This window comes from Dactylosporangium fulvum (assembly GCF_025137375.1).
GTDB lineage: Bacteria > Actinomycetota > Actinomycetes > Mycobacteriales > Micromonosporaceae > Dactylosporangium > Dactylosporangium fulvum.
The window spans coordinates 1899793-1915806 of sequence record NZ_CP073720.1; the positions used below are offsets into that span (position 1 = coordinate 1899793).

Here is a 16014-nt window from a genome sequence, read left to right on the forward strand (position 1 = left end):
CACCATCCTATGAGCCCGCCAGGTGCTCGGCGGCCTTGCGGGCGGCGATGAGGATCGGGTCCCAGACCGGCGCGAACGGCGGGGCGTAGGACAGGTCGAGCGAGGTCATCTCCTCGACCGTCATGCCGTGCCACAGTGCGACCGCGAGGGCGTCGATCCGCTTGGCGGCGCCCTCCTGGCCGACGATCTGGCCGCCGAGGAAGCGTCCGGTCGTACACTCCGCGATGATCTTCGTCGTGATCTTCTTCGCGTCCGGGAAGTAGCCGGCCCGGGTCGTCGACTCCGTCACCACGCTGAACGTCCGGAAGCCCGCGGCCTCCGCCTCGGCGGTGCTCAGGCCGGTGCGGGCCACCTCGTTGGCGCAGAGCTTCGACACCGCGGTGCCCACGACGCCGGGGAACGTGGCGTAGCCGCCGCCGATGTTGATGCCGGCCGCGCGTCCCTGTTTGTTGGCGTGCGTACCGAGCGCGACGGCCACCGGCCGCTGCGACACCAGGTGCAGGTTCTCCACGCAGTCGCCGGCGGCCCAGACCCCGTCGGCCGAGGTGCGCATGCGCCGGTCCACGCGGATGCCGCCGGTCTCGCCGACCTTGATGTCCGCCGCCGCGGCCAGCCGGCTGTTCGGCCGGGTGCCGAGGCCGAGGATGACGATGTCGGCGGGGATCTCGCCGGCGGACGTGTGCACCGCGCTGACGCGTCCCGCGGTGCTGCCGAAGCCTTGCAACCGCTCGCCGAGCCGCAGCCGCACGCCTTCCCGCTCCAGGGCCGCGGCGACGAGGGCGCCCATGTCGGGGTCCAGCGTGCGCATCGGCTGCTCGGCCCCGTCGACGAGGGTCACCTCGAGGCCGTGCCGGATCATCGCCTCGGCCATCTCGAGCCCGATGTACCCGGCTCCGACGACCACGGCCCGGCGCGGGGTGTGCCGGTCGAGGTACCCCAGGATGCGGATGCCGTCGTCGAGCGTCTGCACGCCGTGGATGCCGACGGCCACAGCACCCGGCACGTCGGGGCGGATCGGCTCCCCGCCGGTGGCGATGACGAGCTGGTCGAACGGTTCACGGTATTCGCGGGTGGCGTCCCGGACGGTCACCTCGCGCCGGTCGGTGTCGATCGCCACGACCTCGCTGCCCAGCCGCAGGTCGATGTGCTGCCGCTCGCGGAACTCCTCCGGCCGCCGGGCGACGAGGTCGTCGACGTCGTCGACGTCCCCCGCCACGAGGTACGGGATGCCGCAGGCGGAGTACGACACGTGCTGGCCCCGCTCGAACGCGACAATGTTCAGGTCGTCGGGGGAGCGCCGCCTGCGGGCCTGGGAGGCGGCGCTCATGCCTGCGGCGTCCCCGCCGATCACCACCAGTCGTTCGGTCACGAGACCCATTCTCCTCAGTCGTGCCGGTCCGGTGCCGGGACCGGCGCGCCGGTGTCGTCCCAGACGTTGCCGGAGTTCTGCGACAGCGTGGTCTGCGTGCTGACGAGGATGGGGCAGACGTACTTCGTGTCGCGCCCGAAGCGGTTGTTCACGACGGTGATGCCGGTCAGTGCGGCGCCGCCCCGGTGGGCGAAGTTCAGCGTGCAGTTGCCGCCGTCGAGCCAGTTTCCCTCGACGCGCAGGTCGCCGCCGGTGCCGCCCTCCTGCGTGACCTGGAACGCGGCGTTGGCGCCGGCGCCGGGGGAGAGCACGTTGTGCCGCAGCGTGATCCGGCGTTTGCCGAACGACTCCACGGCGTCGTTGACGGTCCCGCCGCCGCCCGCCGCGCCGGTGCGGAACGGCGTGAGGTCGTGCACCCAGGAGTCCTGCAGGACCACGTCGTCGCCGGTCACCTTGACGCCGTTGACGGTGCCGTGGATGTTGACCCGGCTGAGGGTGGTCGCGGTGGCCCAGACGCCGTCGAGGCAGGCGCCGGAGGCCGCGGGCGCGATCTCGACGTCCTCGATGGTGGCGCTCCCGCCGGCCTCGACCTGGATCACCGCGCCGCACCGTGCCGCGCCGCCGCGGACCACCGAGTTGCGGATGGTCACCTTCCGGCCGGTGATGCGCACGTACCCGCGGATTTCGGCGTTCTCGACGACCTGGCCGTCGGTGGCGTACGTCTGGTCGCCGCCGACGACGGTCAGGCGGGTGCCGGCGACGACGCCGGTGTTGCCCGCGGCCGGTTTCCCGGTGCGCTGGACGGGCTTCGCCGTCGCCCCGGCCGGGGCCGGCGACGACACGGAGGGGGAGGCGGACGCCGACGGCGACGGGCTGTCCGCCCCGGGCAGGCCCGCCATGTCGGCCGAGCGGCGTGTCTCGGGAGCGGCGACCGGTGCCGCGTCATTGCTCGCCGGCACGGTCAGCGGATAGATGAGGGTCGCGGTCAGCGCGATCGTGACGACGCCCGCCGTGGCCACGCCGATCGGCGCCCAGGGGAGAGCGGCCCGGCCAACGCGACGGCGGGGAGTAGTTGGAAGATCACCTTCGGTGGTCACCGAACCTTTTTAATGGTACCGGAGTGACAATTGCAACCCAATGCTGCGGGTGTTCATCCGAGTTCTTTCGACATTTGCAGAGATGTGACCTCGAAGCCGAGACTTTCATACAGATTCCGGGCATTCGGATTGTGTCCGAATACATTGAGCCCCAACCGTTCGACGCCTCTCGAACGCAATTGATCCTCAGCGGCCAGCATCAATGCCCGGCCGTATCCGTTGCGCCGGTGCTCCGGGTCGACCTCGATGTCGAACACCCAGGCCTGCGGCCGCTCCGGCGTCGGCAGGGCCAGCCAGATGAAGCCGATCACGACACCGTCGGCGACCCCGCTGAACAGCAGTTGTCCTGCGGTCGCGAGACCGTCCGGCAGCAGGCGTGCGAAGAGCTGATCGGTGCGCTCCTGTGCCGTTTCCGGCGTGCTGCGGCCGGCCCTGACCTCGTCGGCGGCGTATTCGCGTTTGAGGACGGGGATGCGGGCGTCGTATTCGGCGGGGGTCATGGGGCGGAGTTCGAACATGCGATCACGATACTGATCACAGGACGAAGGCGTCGGTCCACAACTGCCGGGACCGCCCTGAGAGCGCCTCGAGCAGCCCCACCGCCTGCCCGTCGGTGAGCGCCGCGACGAAGTCGACGATCGCCCGGCCGCGGGCCATCGCCGCGGTGTCGAGCCGCGTGCCGGGCGCGAGGCCGTAGTCCTCGCCGGTCAGCCCCGCCACCTCGGACTGCGCCAGCTCGACGAGGTCGTGCAGCCGGCGCGGGAGCCGGGCCTCCTCGTCCGGGTCGACCAGCCAGGCGTGCAGGGCGTCGACGAGTGCCACCAGCAGGCGCGCCTGCCCGCGCTGGTGCAGTGCCAGGTCGGGCCGCTCCAGGACGAAGCGGTGGTGGATGAACTTCAGCACCTGTACCTCGTGCCACTGCGCGGCACCGAGGAGCACGTGCCCGGACCGTACCGGCGGATCCGGCTGCACATGGATCGCGTCGATCAGACGGCGGGTCCACCTGGCGGAGAACCCGGCGATGGTCTCCTCCGCGTCGATCGAGCCGTCGAACGGTACGGCGAGCAGGCCGCCGACCAGCTCCTGCCGGACGTGCTCGACAGCGGTGTCGAACGCGTCGTCGTCGCAGATCCAGTCGTCCTTGCGGTGCAGGTCGCGCCGCAGCAGCTCGACCGAGTGACCGGGCCGGCGGCTGGTCGCCCGCAGCGCCTCCACACTCATCCCGCGCAGCGTGGCCGCGTCGCGCCGCCAGGCGTTGAGCTCGGTCGACACCGGCCCCTGCTGGAGCACGCCGACCCGGTGGAAGTCCTCGAGGTCGTGGATCGCGTAGGCGATGTCGTCGGCGGTGTCCATGACCGACGCCTCGGCCGTTTGCTGCCAGTCGGCGAGCCGTCCGGCGAACGGCGCCCGGGCCTGCCGCAGGTCGGCCAGCTCCGTCACGTAGGCGCCGAACTTCGCCGAGCCGTCCATCGGGTCGCCGCCGGCGCCGCGGGGCGTCGGGGTGAGGTGCCGCGGGTGCGGGTCGGGATACGTGCGCCGCGTCCACGGGTATTTCAGCAGGGCCGCCCGCACCGCCGCCGTGAGGTCGAGCCCGATCGTCTTGCCGTCCATCCGGGTGCCGGTCACGATGCGGTACGACTGTGCGTTGCCCTCGAAACCGTCGGGCAGCCCGAGGCGCTCCCGGGCGACGCGGTCCAGGACCCGCTCGCCGAGGTGCCCGAAGGGCGGGTGCCCGAGGTCGTGGGCGAGCGCCGCGGCCTCCACGACGTCGGGGTCGCAGCCGCCCAGCTTGTCGAGCAGTTCACGGTCGCCCGACAACCGCTCCACGATGCCCCTGGCCACGCTCGCGACCTTCAGGCTGTGCGTGAGCCGGTTGTGCACCAGCAGCCCCGAGCCGCCGGGGCTGATCACCTGCGTGACGCCGCCCAGGCGGGCGAAGAACGGCGACGCGACGATCCGGTCGCGGTCCACCCGGAAGGGGTTGCCCGCAAGGTCGCCCGGTGCGACCGCCGTCCCGCCGAAAAGCCGTTCCTCACGAAGATCCATACCCGGGAGCCTACGCGGGTGGCCGCCTATGCGGGTTTACGCACCTCGACGACGAAGCCGCTGGCGACCTGCGATGCCATCGGATGGTGCGCCATCAGCAGATCGAGCACCTTCAGCGGGGAGAGGATCCAGGTCAGGGGCAGGATCGCGTGGTAGAGCCTGGTGCTGCCGAACGACAGCAGCATCGCCAGCCACTCCTGAAACACCCAGATCATGCCCGAGGTCGGGCCGGCGCCGACCTTGACGTCGAGCACCTCGAACTGCGGGAACTGCTCCCTGAGCCCCACCTCGGTGTAGCGCTGGAAATCGTAGGGCGAGGCGTGGAACGGCTGCATGAACGGCACGAACACCAGCATCCGGCCGCCCGGCCGCAGCACCCGGTGCATCTCGGCGACGTGGTTGGCCGGGTCCGGCACGTGCTCCAGGACCGCGATGCTCACCCCGCCCGCGAGGCTGTTGTCGGCCAGCGGCAGCCGGCGCAGGTCGGTGACGATGTCGACGTTGCCGTAGGAACCGCCGTCCATGCAGATGACGCGCTCGTCCCGGCGGTGCGTGCCGCATCCGAAGTCGGCGACCAGGTCGCGGTCGAGGTCGAAGCTCTTCAGGAAGCCGGCGATCGCACCGGGGCGGTCCATGACCGGCGAGAGGACCTTGATGGCCGTCGGGTAGACCTTGTGGAAGCGGGTCTTGACGAACTCCTTGACCCGGTTCAGCGCGTCGGCCTCGAGTTCCTCCGACTCGAAGCCGCCGAACCTGAACCGGGTGCCCTCGCGCCGGCCGGTGGTGCCGCAGCCGCCGCAGGCGACGGTGCCGCGCAGCGGCGCGTGACAGGCAGGGCAGGCCAGCACCTCGGCGAGCCGGGCGTGCCGGGCCGCCGCGGACGGGGCGATCAGGGGCGTGTCGGTGACAGTGTTGTTCATCATCCTCAGCGCTCGATCTCGTAGACGGCGATCCCGCCCGCCCGGAATCGGAACTTCGCAACATCGGCCAGGCCGGGGTTCGGCGTCTCGTAGGTTTCGTCCACCATCAGCCACCGGACCTTGTACACGTCGTGCAGCTTGCCGATCGTGGCGGCCGACGGATCGTGGAACGCCGCGTCGTTGTCGGCCAGCTTCTGCTCGTCCCAGAACGGGACGTAGACGGCGTTGAGTTTCGTCTCCGCCGCCATTTCGTGCGTGCGGTTGGTGAAGCCCCAGCTTTCGACCAGGAACCGGCGCTCGGTGTAGGCGGACAGGGAGAAGTGCCGGTTGTCGCAGCCCTCCGGGCGGTCCTTGCCGATCAGGCAGTGCGCGTTGGTGGCGACCATGTCGTCCGGGTCGGAGTGGTCGCGCAGCCAGCGCCCGGCCTTCTCGCTGCCCGGGGTGATGTACCGGTCGGACAGCGTGACACCGCGGAAGCCGGTCGTCGAGGCCTCGCGGCTGGTCAGGTAGAGGTGGACGGCGGTGCCGACCAGGCAGACGCCGGTGAGCACCGCCGCGACGAGCGTCTGCTTCGCGGGAAGGCGGCGGGAGCGGTGAATGACGAACACCACGACGCCCACCAGGGCGGTGATCAGCAGGTACGGCCAGACGAGCTGCCAGGCGGTGGCCACGTAGCCGCCGGTGACCGTGATCCTGGGGGTGCGCTGCGAGCCCAGTCCGCGCACGCCGATCATGATGAGCGCCCCGGTGGCCACGGCACCGTAGACCGCGATCAGCGTGCGGCGCCGGGGCAGGCCGGGCGGCATGACGAGAGCGAGGCCGACCGCCGCCGCGAGGGAGAGATACGGGCGGCCGGAGACCATGAACCAGCCCTCGGCGCCGCCGTCGTGTCCGAAGATCATCAGCGCGCCGACGCCGGAAAGGCCGATGCCGAGCATGAGGATGACCGGATCGGCGGCGATCCGCAGATCGGGCCGGCGGCCCTTGACGAGTCGCGCGAGGCCGAGCAGCCCGGGCCAGATGAAGGCCCAGCAGAGCAGCGTGATCAGCGTGACGAAGACGAGCCGCCACAGTGCGGGGGAGGGGTCGGGCTGGGCGAAGCCGGTCGAAAACGGCGCGCCGGAGATCTGCGCGAAGTGCAGCGGGTCGATCGCCATGCCCTGCGCGGCGCCGCCGAACAGCACGAACTGCGCGAAGAGCAGCGCGACGAAGGTCAGGCCGGCGGCGAACAGCGCGCCCCGGTGGACACGCCGGCGGGTCAGGACCCGGGTCACGACGACGAGCAGCAGGCCGGCGAGCAGCATCGGCAGGAAGGTCGCCTTGGCGCCGGTGACCGCCGCGGTCAGCAGCACGACGAGTGCCCAGCGCAGGCGGGTGCTCTCGGCCAGCGCCTCGACCAGCACGAGCGCCAGGGCGGCGAAGAGGACGGCGCCGAAGGTCTGGGTGGGGCTGGTCCACAACTGGGCCCGCAGCGACGAGCCGTCCTCGTAGGCGTTGGTGGCGAAGGTGGAGAACCAGCCGTTCAGCCGCCACCGGTACGGCGCGGGCGTCAGTGCGAAGAACGTGATCACCGCGGCCGCGGCGCCCGCCCAGTACTTGCCGGTGAGCCGCCTGCCGAGCACGCCGACGAGCACCAGGAAGCCGATGATCATCGGCAGCGGTGAGAGACGGATGAGCAGCGTATGCGGCTCGATGCCGGTGATCCACGAGGTGGCGGCCATCTCGGCGTAGACGAACCAGTGGTACAGCACCGGCTGGTCCGGCAGCCAGGGTGACATCAGCGGCATGTGGTGCTTCGCCTCGCCGAGCAGGGCGAGGTGGAACGGTGAGTCGGCATCCGGGGCGCGCGAGCCCGGCTCGACCAGGTCGTGGGTGCGGAAGAACCGGACGCAGCTCCAGTAGAAGAGGATCACGGCCGCCGCCGAGAGGATCAGCGACCACCAGAACGGGGTGCGGTCCTCCGGCCGATCGCTGCCGCGCCAGTGCCGGCGCAGCCTCGGCACCGCCGCGAAGGCGGCGACGGTCGCGACGGCCCACGCCACGGTGAGGAGCGGGAGGCCGAGCCAGCGGCACACGATGTAGACGAGAACTTCACACGAATAACCGACCGCGAGACCGGCGGCCACGTCCTCCACGAACCACCCCGACCGGCCGCGGATGCCCCGCCAGATGAGCGTGCCCGGAAGGATGACGCCGAGGGCGAGGTACACCGCGAAGATCGCGATGGTGGGCAGCAGCACGCCGTAGTAGGCGAGACCGGCGGTGATGATCACCGCGACGGCGGCCGGGGGCGCCCAGGCGAGCAGCCGGCGGTTGGCCGGTGCCGCGGTGATGGCCTTCGGCGTGGGCATTTCCACCGTTGCTGTCACGCGATCCGCCCGTTCCTCGAAAATGACCGTCGTACCTTCTCAACGTGTGACGGTGGGGTCAGGCTGCGCTTCGTCGGCACACTCGCCGCCCTCGTCGCGCCGGCGGATGAGCACGGCGATGCCGTCCATCAATCGCTCGAGCCCGAATTCGAAGTCCTCGTCCGGATCCCCCGCCGGCAGGTCGAGGATGCCGGAGGCGATGAGGTCGCCGACGGCCGGAAAGCGCCGCGGGTCGACGAGTCGCGTGAGCAGCTGTCCGTAGCCCAGCATCGCCTCGTCCGACGTCTCGCCGGCTGCCTGCGCCGCCGCGGACATGTCGGCGGTGATCTGCGCCCAGTGCCGCACCAGGCCGATGAGCGTCAGAATCGTGGACAACTTCTCGTATTCGCGGAGTCCCGTGCCGCGAAGGATGCTCAGGCCGCGATCCATCCAGGCGATCTGGTTGGGGGTCACCGGCGGGCCGCCGATCGCCACGCGCATGACCCACGGATGACGGCGCAGCAGCGCGAGGTGGGCGTGGGCGAACCGGTGGAGTCCGCTGCGCCAGTCCTCGCCCGGCTCGGCCGCCGGCGGCTGACCGGCCGCCGCGTCGACCATCAGGTCGAGCAACTCGCCCTTGGCGGTCACGTAGCGGTACAGCGACATGGTCGCGGCGCCGAGCTCCGTCGCGACCCGTCCCATCGAGACCGCGCCGAGACCCTCGGTCTCCGCGATCTTGACGCCCGCGGCCACGATCCGCTCCAGGGTGAGGCCCGGCTTGGGCCCCTTGCCGGGCCGGGCGCGCAGCCCCCACGCCGCGGCCAGGCTCGCCGGGAGGCGATCGAGGACCTGGTCGGTGTCCTGCCCTGTCTCTTGCGAGGTCTCTTCGTGCACGTCCGCTCTTTTCGCCATTGACTTCGGATCCTACTTCTGCGTATAACTTACGCAGAAGCGCGTATGTCATACGCAGTTAACGATCCAGGGGGATGGGTCATGGCAGACCTCGCGATCGAGGCCACCGGCCTCGCGAAGTCCTACGGGACGGTCAAGGTCCTTACCGGTGTCGACCTACGGGTCGCCCCCGGCACGGTGTTTTCGCTGCTCGGGCCCAATGGCGCGGGCAAGACCACCACGGTGCGCATCCTGGCGACGCTCCTGCGCCCCGACGCGGGCCGCGCCCGGGTCGCGGGTCACGACGTGGTGGAACAGCGTCGTCTCGTCCGATCGCGCATCAGCCTCACGGGGCAATACGCAGCGGTCGATGACCTCCAGACCGGCGCCGAGAACCTGCGGATGATGGGCCGGCTGAGCGGCCTGTCCCGGGCCGACGCCCGCCGCCGCGCGGCGGAGCTGCTCGAACGGTTCGACCTGACCGCCGCGGCGAGCCGGGCGGCCGGCACCTACTCCGGCGGCATGCGGCGCCGCCTCGACCTCGCCGCCGGCCTGGTCGCGCAGCCCGCGGTGATCTTCCTGGACGAGCCCACGACCGGGCTCGACCTACCCAGCCGGCAGGCGATGTGGGAGGTTATCGCCGGACTCGTGGACTCCGGAGTCACCGTATTTCTCACCACGCAGTACCTCGAAGAGGCAGACCTGCTCGCCGACCGCATCGCCGTGGTCGACCACGGCCGCGTGGTCGCCGAGGGCAGCCCGGCCGAGCTCAAGCGCCGCTTCGGCGACCAGCGGCTCGACCTGGACCTCGACGACCTCACCACCTGGCGGGCCGTGGTCGAGCACCTCGGCGCCCGGGTGGTGCAGAGCGACCCCGACCGGCTCACCGTCGGCGTCACCACCGACGGCAGTGCCGCGCACGTCCGTGCCGTGCTCGACGAGATCGACCCGCACCATTCGGCGGTCCGCCGATTCTCGCTGCACAGCGCGACGCTCGACGACGTCTTCCTGTCCCTCACCGGCACCGCGAAGGAGCCCACCCGTGTCTAGCGCAACCGCTGCCGCGCAATGGCTGACGATGGGTGGCCGCTCGCTGCGGCTCAGCCGGCGCAACGTCGACGGCCTGATCCTCGCCCTGGCGCTGCCGGTGATGCTGATGGTGGTCTTCGTCTACCTCTTCGGCGGCGCCATCCAGACCGGCACGGAATACGTCACCTACGTCGTGCCCGGCATCATGCTGCTCTGCGTGTCGTTCGGCTCGTCCATGACTGCGGTCTCCGTCGCCAACGACCTGGCCGGCGGCATCGTCGACCGCCTGCGGTCGCTCGACGTCGGCGGCGCGGCCATCCTGGCCGGGCACGTGACCGCGAGCGTGGCACGCAACGTGCTGTCGAGCGTGCTGGTCTTCGGCGTCGCGTTCCTGCTCGGGTTCCGCCCGCAGGCCGACGCGGGGCAGTGGCTCGCCGCCGCCGGGATCCTTCTGCTGGTCATCGCCGCGGTCTCGTGGTTCGCCGCGGCGCTGGGCATGCTGGCCCGCTCGCCGGAGGCGGCGAGCGGCTACACCTTCTTCATCACCTTCCTGCCGTATGCCAGCAGCGCCTTCGTGCCGATCGGCACGATGCCCTCCTGGCTGCGCGGCTTCGCGAGCAACCAGCCGGTCACGCCCATCACCGAAAGTCTCCGCGGTCTCCTGCTCGACCAGCCGGTGGGTGACGCGCCGTGGCGGGCGGCGGCGTGGTGTGCCGGCATCCTGCTGGTGTCGATCGTCGCGTCGGCGGTGCTGTTCCGCGCGCGGACCCGCGCCTGAGCAGAACGGCACATGGTCGCCTTCGGGGCCATGTGCCGTTCGGTGCTGCCTACGGCTTCGGGTCGAGTCGGATCGACAGGGAGTTGACGCAGTGGCGGGTGTTCTTGGCGGTCATCCGCTCGCCGCGGAACACGTGCCCGAGGTGCGAGTCGCAGCGGGCGCAGCGGATCTCGGTGCGGACCATGCCGTGCGAGCGGTCCTCGATCTCCTTGACGGTGCCCGGGATGGCGTCGTCGAACGACGGCCAGCCGCAGTGCGAGTCGAACTTGGTGTCACTCTCGAACAGTTGCTCGCCGCACGCCCGGCAGCGATAGATGCCCTCGGTCTTGGTGTCGACGTATTCGCCGCTCCACGGCGCCTCGGTGCCGGCGCGGCGCAGCACCCGGAACTCGTCCGGGGACAGCCGCGCCCGCCATTCCTCGTCGGTCGTGGGCAGGCTGACAAGTGGCTCGGTCATGCCTCAACGGTAAGCCCGGCCCTGTGCGGCGACCATTACGGCTTTCGAACGCCGGTCAGGACTGCCCGCTCCAGGATTTCGCCGGGCTTCGGCGCGTCGTTCCCGGGTGCCGGCTCGTTGAGCTGCTGGAAAGCCGCTATTCGGACTTTCTTCGCACAACGGCTCTGCTGACACACCGGGTGATGATCGGGGTACGACAACGATGAGGCTGCTCTACAAGGCTGTTGCGGTGGGCGCGGTGGGCGCCGCGGGCATCACCCCGCTGGCGGCGGCTGCCCATGCGGCACCGTCGCCGCAGGAGCACCGGGCCGGCGACTGTAGCGGGCTGCTGCCCAGCGCGTTGGAACTGTGCTCGGAGACGTCGTATCCCGGCGCGGCAGGCTACGGCGACGCCGGCCCGGCCACCCGGACCTGGGGCGACTGGAACCCCGACAGCTCCTACGGGAGCGCTCACGGAACCGGTGGCTCCGGTGGTCAGGGCTCCGGCGGTTACGGCTCCGGCGGGCACGGCTCCGGCGGTCATGGCAACGGCGGTTACGGCGGGCCGGGCGGTTCCGGCAGCGGTTTCCCCGGTGGTGGCGGCCCGGGTGGCAGCGGCAACGGTGTTCCCGGCGGCGGCACCGGCAACGGCACGCCGGGCGGTGGTGCCGGCACTCCCGGCGGCGGCATCCCGGGCGGTGGTACCGGCACTCCCGGCGGTGGCATCCCGGGCGGTGGTACCGGCAACGGCACCCCCGGTGGGAGTGTCCCCGGTGGCGGTGCCGGGCAGGGCAACAGCGGCGGGGCGGCCGGTGTGCCGGGCGGCTCCGGCACCGGCGGCACCTCCGGCAACGCGACCGGCGTCGCGGGGGCGGCCGACACCGGCGTCGTGGCCGGCGAACTCCCGGTCACCGGGATGTCGTCCCCGCTCATGACCACGATCGGGTTCGCGTTCATCATCGGGGGCGCCGGCGTCCTGTGTCTCACCCGCCTCGGTGACCGGGGCGAGGAGTCCGAGCCGACGCAGGTGCCGTCGCCGCGGGATCGTGGGCCGAAAACCGGTGCCGCCCGGCACCGATCCCTGACCGCCCACCGCCGTCGGCCCAGTCCGCAGCCGAGCCGCCGGGGCTGACGGCCTCCCCGGCGGGGCCGCGCGGGTTATGGTCCATGACATGGCCAATGCGCTGGAGATCGAAGTGGCGGGGCGGCCGGTCCGGCTGACCAGCCCCGACAAGGTGTACTTCCCTGAGCGTGGCTTCACGAAGCGCGACGTCTTCGAGTACTACCTCGCCGTCAGCGACGGCATCATGCGCGCCCTCGGCAACCGGCCCACGACGCTGCAGCGGTTCCCGGAAGGCGTCGGCGGGGAGATGTTCTTCCAGAAGCGGGTGCCGACCCGGGGCGTGCCGGGCTGGATCGAGACGGCGCAGATCACGTTTCCGAGCGGCCGCAAGGCCGACGAGCTGTGCCCCGCCGACCTCGCCCACGTGGCGTGGGCCGCGCAGATGGGCACGATCGTCTTTCACCCGTGGCCGGTGCGCGGGAGTGCCGTCGACCACCCCGACGAGCTGCGCATCGATCTCGATCCGCAGCCGGGCACCGACTTCGCCGACGCGGCTGTCGTGGCCGGTGAGCTGAAGGCGGTGCTCGACGAGCTGGGGTTCGTCGGCTGGCCGAAGACTTCGGGCGGCCGGGGCATCCACGTCTACCTGCGGATCCGTCCACAATGGACCTTCGTCGAGGCGCGGCGCGCGCTCATCGCACTCGCCCGCGAGGTCGAACGCCGCCGCCCGGACCTGGCGACGACAAGCTGGTGGAAGGAGGAGCGCGGCGAGCGGGTGTTCATCGACTACAACCAGATGGCGCGGGACAGGACGATCGCCTGCGCCTATTCGCTGCGCGCCAACGCGAGGGCGACGGCCTCGACCCCGCTACGGTGGGATGAGCTCTCCGACGTCGAGCCCGACGACTTCGACCTGCGCACGGTCCCCGAGCGGATCGCCAAACTCGGCGACCCTCACGCCGGCATCAACGACGTGGCGCACGACATCACACCGTTGCTGGAATGGGCCGAGCGCGACGCCGCCAACGGCGAGGGCGACAAACCCTACCCTCCGGAGTACCCGAAGATGGAGGGCGAACCGATGCGCGTCCAGCCCAGCCGCGCGCGACGCCCAGCTCCCGACCCCTCGTGACGCCCGACTCATGATCGAGGGACACTTCCGGTCGCCAGGGAGCCTGTTGCGTAATTCGCTGGGACAGTGTTGGCGGCCCAACTACGCGCCGATCTTGGAGTTGTGGCGCCATGAACCTCCGAATTTGTCCGGGTTTGTCAAGCACCACAACTCCAAGATCAGCGCGGTTGTCGGGGTTGACGCGCGAGGGATCCGAATTGCGCAACAGGCGGAGGGCTACTTGTCGCAGGTCAGGTTGGCTGGCGGGACGCGGAGGTCGATCAAGTAGCGGTTGACGGCGTCGATGATGCAGCCGGTCTTGGGGTAGGCCGTGTGGCCCTCGCCCTTCCAGGTGACCAGCGTGCCGACGCCGAGCATCTTGGCCAGGGCGGGCGCCTGCTCATACGGCGTGGCGGGGTCGCCCAGCGTGCCGATGACGACGATCGGGGCGGAGCCGGTGGCGGCGCCGGTCGGATACGGGTCGCGCTTGCCCGGCCATTGCGCGCAGATCAGGTTGAGGGCCAGCGAACCGCCGAACAACGGGTACTTCTGCCGCCACTGTGCCTGCAAGGCCCGCGCCTGCTCGAGGGTCGGGGTGTCGTCGCTGTCCGTGCAGCCGACCGCCGCGTTGGCGTCGAACATGTTGTTGTACTTTCCGCTGGGATCCCGATCCGCATAGGAGTCGGCGAGGGCGAACATCTTGTCCGGCTTGCCCGATTGCAGGTCCTGCATCGCCTGCGCGAGCGTGCGCCAGCTCGACTCGCTGTAGAGCGAGGACACCACCGCCGTGAACACCCAGCCGGCCGTCGCCGTGCGCCCGCCCTGGCCCTTCACCGGCGCCGCCCGCGCGTCGGCGATCGCCTTGGTGACCACCGCGCGGGCGTCCGGCCCGATCGGGCACGAGGACGCGTTGTCCCGGCACCAGTTGGTGAAGTTGGTGAACGCCAGCTCGAAGCCGGCCGCCTGCTTCTCCGCCGAGTCCTGCGTCGACAGCGTCGGGTCGACCGCGCCGTCGAGGACCAGGGCCCGCACGTTCTTCGGGAACAGCTGCGCATAAACCGCGCCGAGCAGGGTGCCGTAGCTGTAGCCGAGGTAGGTCAGCTTCTCCTCGCCGACGGCCGCGCGCAGCGCGTCCATGTCGCGGACGGTCTGCTCGGTGGAGAAGTAGCGCAGCGTGTCACCGTATTTGTCGCCGCAGCTCTGTGCGAGCCGCCGGGCCAGCGCGACACTCTGCTGGAACTGGGCGTCGCTGACCGGATCGGGGTCGATGCCGAAGTTGGCGTCGAGGTCGGCGTCGGAGAAGCACTTCACCGGCGACGACCGGCCGATGCCGCGCGGGTCGAAGCCGATGACGTCGAAGCGCCGCACCACCTCGGCCGGCAGGTAGACGGACCGGTAGACCGCGTATTCGAAGCCGGACGCGCCGGGGCCGCCCGGGTTGATGAACAGCGAGCCGACCCGGTCCCGCTGCGTGGTCGAGCGGCCGCGGACCAGCGCGATGTCGAACGTGCCGGAGCCCTTCGGGTTGTTCCAGTCCTGCGGCACCTTCACGGTCGCGCAGGAGAACGACACGTTTTGCGGTGGCTTGGGGAAGATCGCCTTGTAGGCGTCGGGGCACGGCTGCCAGTCGGCCGGCGCGATCGGCACGCCCGAACTGGACGCCGACGGGCGCGCCGAGGGGCTGCCCAGCGGCCGGCCGGCCGTCGGGACGGTCCACCTCGCGTCGGGCGTGACGCAGCCGCCCAGCAGAACCACCACGACCAGGAGCGGGATCAGGCGAGCGAACCGCGACGGGATCAAGGACGCCCTGCCAGCACGCTCTCGACGTCGAACCGCACCGGGCGGTCGAGCTGCTCATAGGTGCAGGAGCGCGGTTCCCGGTCGGGCCGCCGGCGCTTGAACTGCGCGGTGTGGCGGAACCGGTCGCCCTCCATCGCGTCGTAACCCACCTCGACCACCAGCTCGGGCCGCAGCGGAACGAACGACAGGTCCTTCTTGCCGGTCCAGCGGCTCACCCCGCCGGGCAGCCGCGTCGCCGCGTCGCCGGCCGGCACCGAGTCGATGCTCGCGGCGGCGCTGCCGGCCTCCTGACCTGCCCAGTTCCACGGGTGGTCGACGATGTTCTCCCGGTATTGCGCGAGCTCCTCGACCAGCTCGGCGCGCCGCTCCCGCGTGAACGAGGCGGAGACGCCGACGTGGTGCAGGCGCCCCTCGTCGTCATAGAGCCCCAGCAGGAGCGAGCCGACGATCGGCCCGTCCTTGTGCCAGCGGAACCCGGCGACGACCACGTCGGCGGTGCGGGCGTGCTTGATCTTGAACATGGTGCGCTTGCCCGGCTCGTAGACCCCGTCGGCGGGCTTCGCGATGACGCCGTCGAGCCCGGCGCCCTCGAAGCGCTCGAACCAGTCGCGGGCGGTGTCGAGGTCGGTCGTCACCGGCGTGACGTGCACGGGCGGCCGGACCGCGGCCAGCGCCTCGACGAGCACGGCGCGCCGCTTCGCGTATCCCTGCTCCATGAGCGACTCGTCGCCGAGCGCCAGCAGGTCGAAGGCCACGAACGACGCGGGCGTGTGCTCCGCGAGCATCCGCACCCGGCTCGCCGCCGGATGAATCCGCTGGCCGAGCAGCTCGAAGTCGAGCCGCGGCGCACCGCTGTCGCGCCGGATCACGATGATCTCGCCGTCGACCACGCAGCGCTCGGGCAGCTGGGCACGGACCTGGTCGACGACCTCGGGGAAGTATCGCGTCAGGGTCTTGCCGCCACGGCTGGCCAGCTCGACCTCGTCGCCGTCGCGGAAGACGATGCAGCGGAAGCCGTCCCACTTCGGCTCATAGCTCGTGCCGGAGGTGCTGGGCAGGCTCGGGATGCTCTTGGCCAGCATGGGCTCGACAGGCGGCATGACGGGCAGTTCCACGAGGACCAGTC

At 71.0% G+C, this 16014-nt stretch carries 14 protein-coding genes; 4 read left to right on the top strand and 10 right to left on the bottom strand.

The window, feature by feature from the left end:
• Window positions 1-7 precede the first annotated feature (7 nt).
• Genes Dfulv_RS08840 through Dfulv_RS08870 form a run of 7 tightly spaced genes read right to left on the bottom strand, consistent with a single transcriptional unit; the run spans window position 8 to window position 8674 of the window.
• On the bottom strand, window positions 8-1369 hold the full coding sequence (locus Dfulv_RS08840) for an FAD-dependent oxidoreductase (RefSeq protein ID WP_259862155.1): 1362 nt from the start codon (window positions 1367-1369) through the stop codon (window positions 8-10).
• A 14-nt stretch (window positions 1370-1383) separates the two neighbouring features.
• A complete protein-coding gene (locus tag Dfulv_RS08845; RefSeq protein ID WP_259862156.1) occupies window positions 1384-2466 on the bottom strand; it encodes a hypothetical protein in 1083 nt (360 codons plus the stop codon).
• Window positions 2467-2519: 53 nt separating this feature from the next.
• Window positions 2520-2984 carry a GNAT family N-acetyltransferase gene (locus tag Dfulv_RS08850; protein WP_259862157.1) on the bottom strand — a complete coding sequence of 155 codons (465 nt, stop codon included), beginning with the start codon at window positions 2982-2984 and terminating at the stop codon, window positions 2520-2522.
• Between the two features lie 16 nt (window positions 2985-3000).
• Window positions 3001-4512 (bottom strand): deoxyguanosinetriphosphate triphosphohydrolase family protein, encoded by a 1512-nt coding sequence (locus Dfulv_RS08855; protein WP_259862158.1) that lies wholly within the window; start codon window positions 4510-4512, stop codon window positions 3001-3003.
• Between the two features lie 26 nt (window positions 4513-4538).
• Window positions 4539-5435 carry a class I SAM-dependent methyltransferase gene (locus Dfulv_RS08860; protein WP_259862159.1) on the bottom strand — a complete coding sequence of 299 codons (897 nt, stop codon included), beginning with the start codon at window positions 5433-5435 and terminating at the stop codon, window positions 4539-4541.
• Window positions 5436-5437: 2 nt separating this feature from the next.
• Complete coding sequence (locus tag Dfulv_RS08865; protein ID WP_259862160.1) at window positions 5438-7783, bottom strand: hypothetical protein; 2346 nt, start codon at window positions 7781-7783, stop codon at window positions 5438-5440.
• Between the two features lie 57 nt (window positions 7784-7840).
• Window positions 7841-8674 (bottom strand): TetR/AcrR family transcriptional regulator, encoded by an 834-nt coding sequence (locus Dfulv_RS08870; RefSeq protein WP_259862161.1) that lies wholly within the window; start codon window positions 8672-8674, stop codon window positions 7841-7843.
• 99 nt (window positions 8675-8773) lie between these two features.
• On the opposite strand from Dfulv_RS08870, the gene Dfulv_RS08875 reads away from it, so the two are divergent.
• Window positions 8774-9721 carry an ATP-binding cassette domain-containing protein gene (locus tag Dfulv_RS08875; protein ID WP_259862162.1) on the top strand — a complete coding sequence of 316 codons (948 nt, stop codon included), beginning with the start codon at window positions 8774-8776 and terminating at the stop codon, window positions 9719-9721.
• Window positions 9714-10478 carry an ABC transporter permease gene (locus tag Dfulv_RS08880; RefSeq protein WP_259862163.1) on the top strand — a complete coding sequence of 255 codons (765 nt, stop codon included), beginning with the start codon at window positions 9714-9716 and terminating at the stop codon, window positions 10476-10478. Before Dfulv_RS08875 ends, Dfulv_RS08880 begins: the two co-directional genes overlap by 8 nt.
• Window positions 10479-10527: 49 nt before the next feature.
• On the opposite strand, the gene msrB is transcribed toward Dfulv_RS08880, so the two are convergent.
• Window positions 10528-10935, bottom strand: coding sequence for a peptide-methionine (R)-S-oxide reductase MsrB (gene msrB, locus Dfulv_RS08885; protein WP_259862164.1), 408 nt, complete (start codon window positions 10933-10935; stop codon window positions 10528-10530).
• A gap of 202 nt (window positions 10936-11137) precedes the next feature.
• Here msrB and Dfulv_RS08890 point away from each other — a divergent pair, with 202 nt between their 5' ends.
• Complete coding sequence (locus tag Dfulv_RS08890; RefSeq protein WP_259862165.1) at window positions 11138-12046, top strand: hypothetical protein; 909 nt, start codon at window positions 11138-11140, stop codon at window positions 12044-12046.
• A 40-nt stretch (window positions 12047-12086) separates the two neighbouring features.
• The gene (gene ligD / locus Dfulv_RS08895) at window positions 12087-13109 is read left to right on the top strand and encodes a non-homologous end-joining DNA ligase (protein ID WP_259862166.1); all 1023 of its coding nucleotides are present in this window, start codon (window positions 12087-12089) and stop codon (window positions 13107-13109) included.
• 216 nt (window positions 13110-13325) lie between these two features.
• Here the strand turns inward: ligD and Dfulv_RS08900 are convergent, their stop codons facing one another.
• Together Dfulv_RS08900 and Dfulv_RS08905 are read right to left on the bottom strand one after the other, a co-directional pair.
• A complete protein-coding gene (locus Dfulv_RS08900; RefSeq protein ID WP_259862167.1) occupies window positions 13326-14846 on the bottom strand; it encodes an alpha/beta hydrolase in 1521 nt (506 codons plus the stop codon).
• Between the two features lie 38 nt (window positions 14847-14884).
• On the bottom strand, window positions 14885-16003 hold the full coding sequence (locus Dfulv_RS08905) for an ATP-dependent DNA ligase (protein ID WP_259862168.1): 1119 nt from the start codon (window positions 16001-16003) through the stop codon (window positions 14885-14887).
• Between the last annotated feature and the right edge of the window lie 11 nt (window positions 16004-16014).

Bases quoted from the DNA above. Each gene is read 5' to 3' on its own strand.
- Dfulv_RS08855 (WP_259862158.1), bottom strand. From the start codon at position 4,512: ATGGATCTTCGTGAGGAACGGCTTTTCGGCGGGACGGCGGTCGCACCG.
- Dfulv_RS08865 (WP_259862160.1), bottom strand. From the start codon at position 7,783: ATGCCCACGCCGAAGGCCATCACCGCGGCACCGGCCAACCGCCGGCTG.
- ligD (WP_259862166.1), top strand. From the start codon at position 12,087: ATGGCCAATGCGCTGGAGATCGAAGTGGCGGGGCGGCCGGTCCGGCTG.
- Dfulv_RS08850 (WP_259862157.1), bottom strand. From the start codon at position 2,984: ATGTTCGAACTCCGCCCCATGACCCCCGCCGAATACGACGCCCGCATC.
- Dfulv_RS08890 (WP_259862165.1), top strand. From the start codon at position 11,138: ATGAGGCTGCTCTACAAGGCTGTTGCGGTGGGCGCGGTGGGCGCCGCG.
- Dfulv_RS08875 (WP_259862162.1), top strand. From the start codon at position 8,774: ATGGCAGACCTCGCGATCGAGGCCACCGGCCTCGCGAAGTCCTACGGG.
- Dfulv_RS08860 (WP_259862159.1), bottom strand. From the start codon at position 5,435: ATGATGAACAACACTGTCACCGACACGCCCCTGATCGCCCCGTCCGCG.
- msrB (WP_259862164.1), bottom strand. From the start codon at position 10,935: ATGACCGAGCCACTTGTCAGCCTGCCCACGACCGACGAGGAATGGCGG.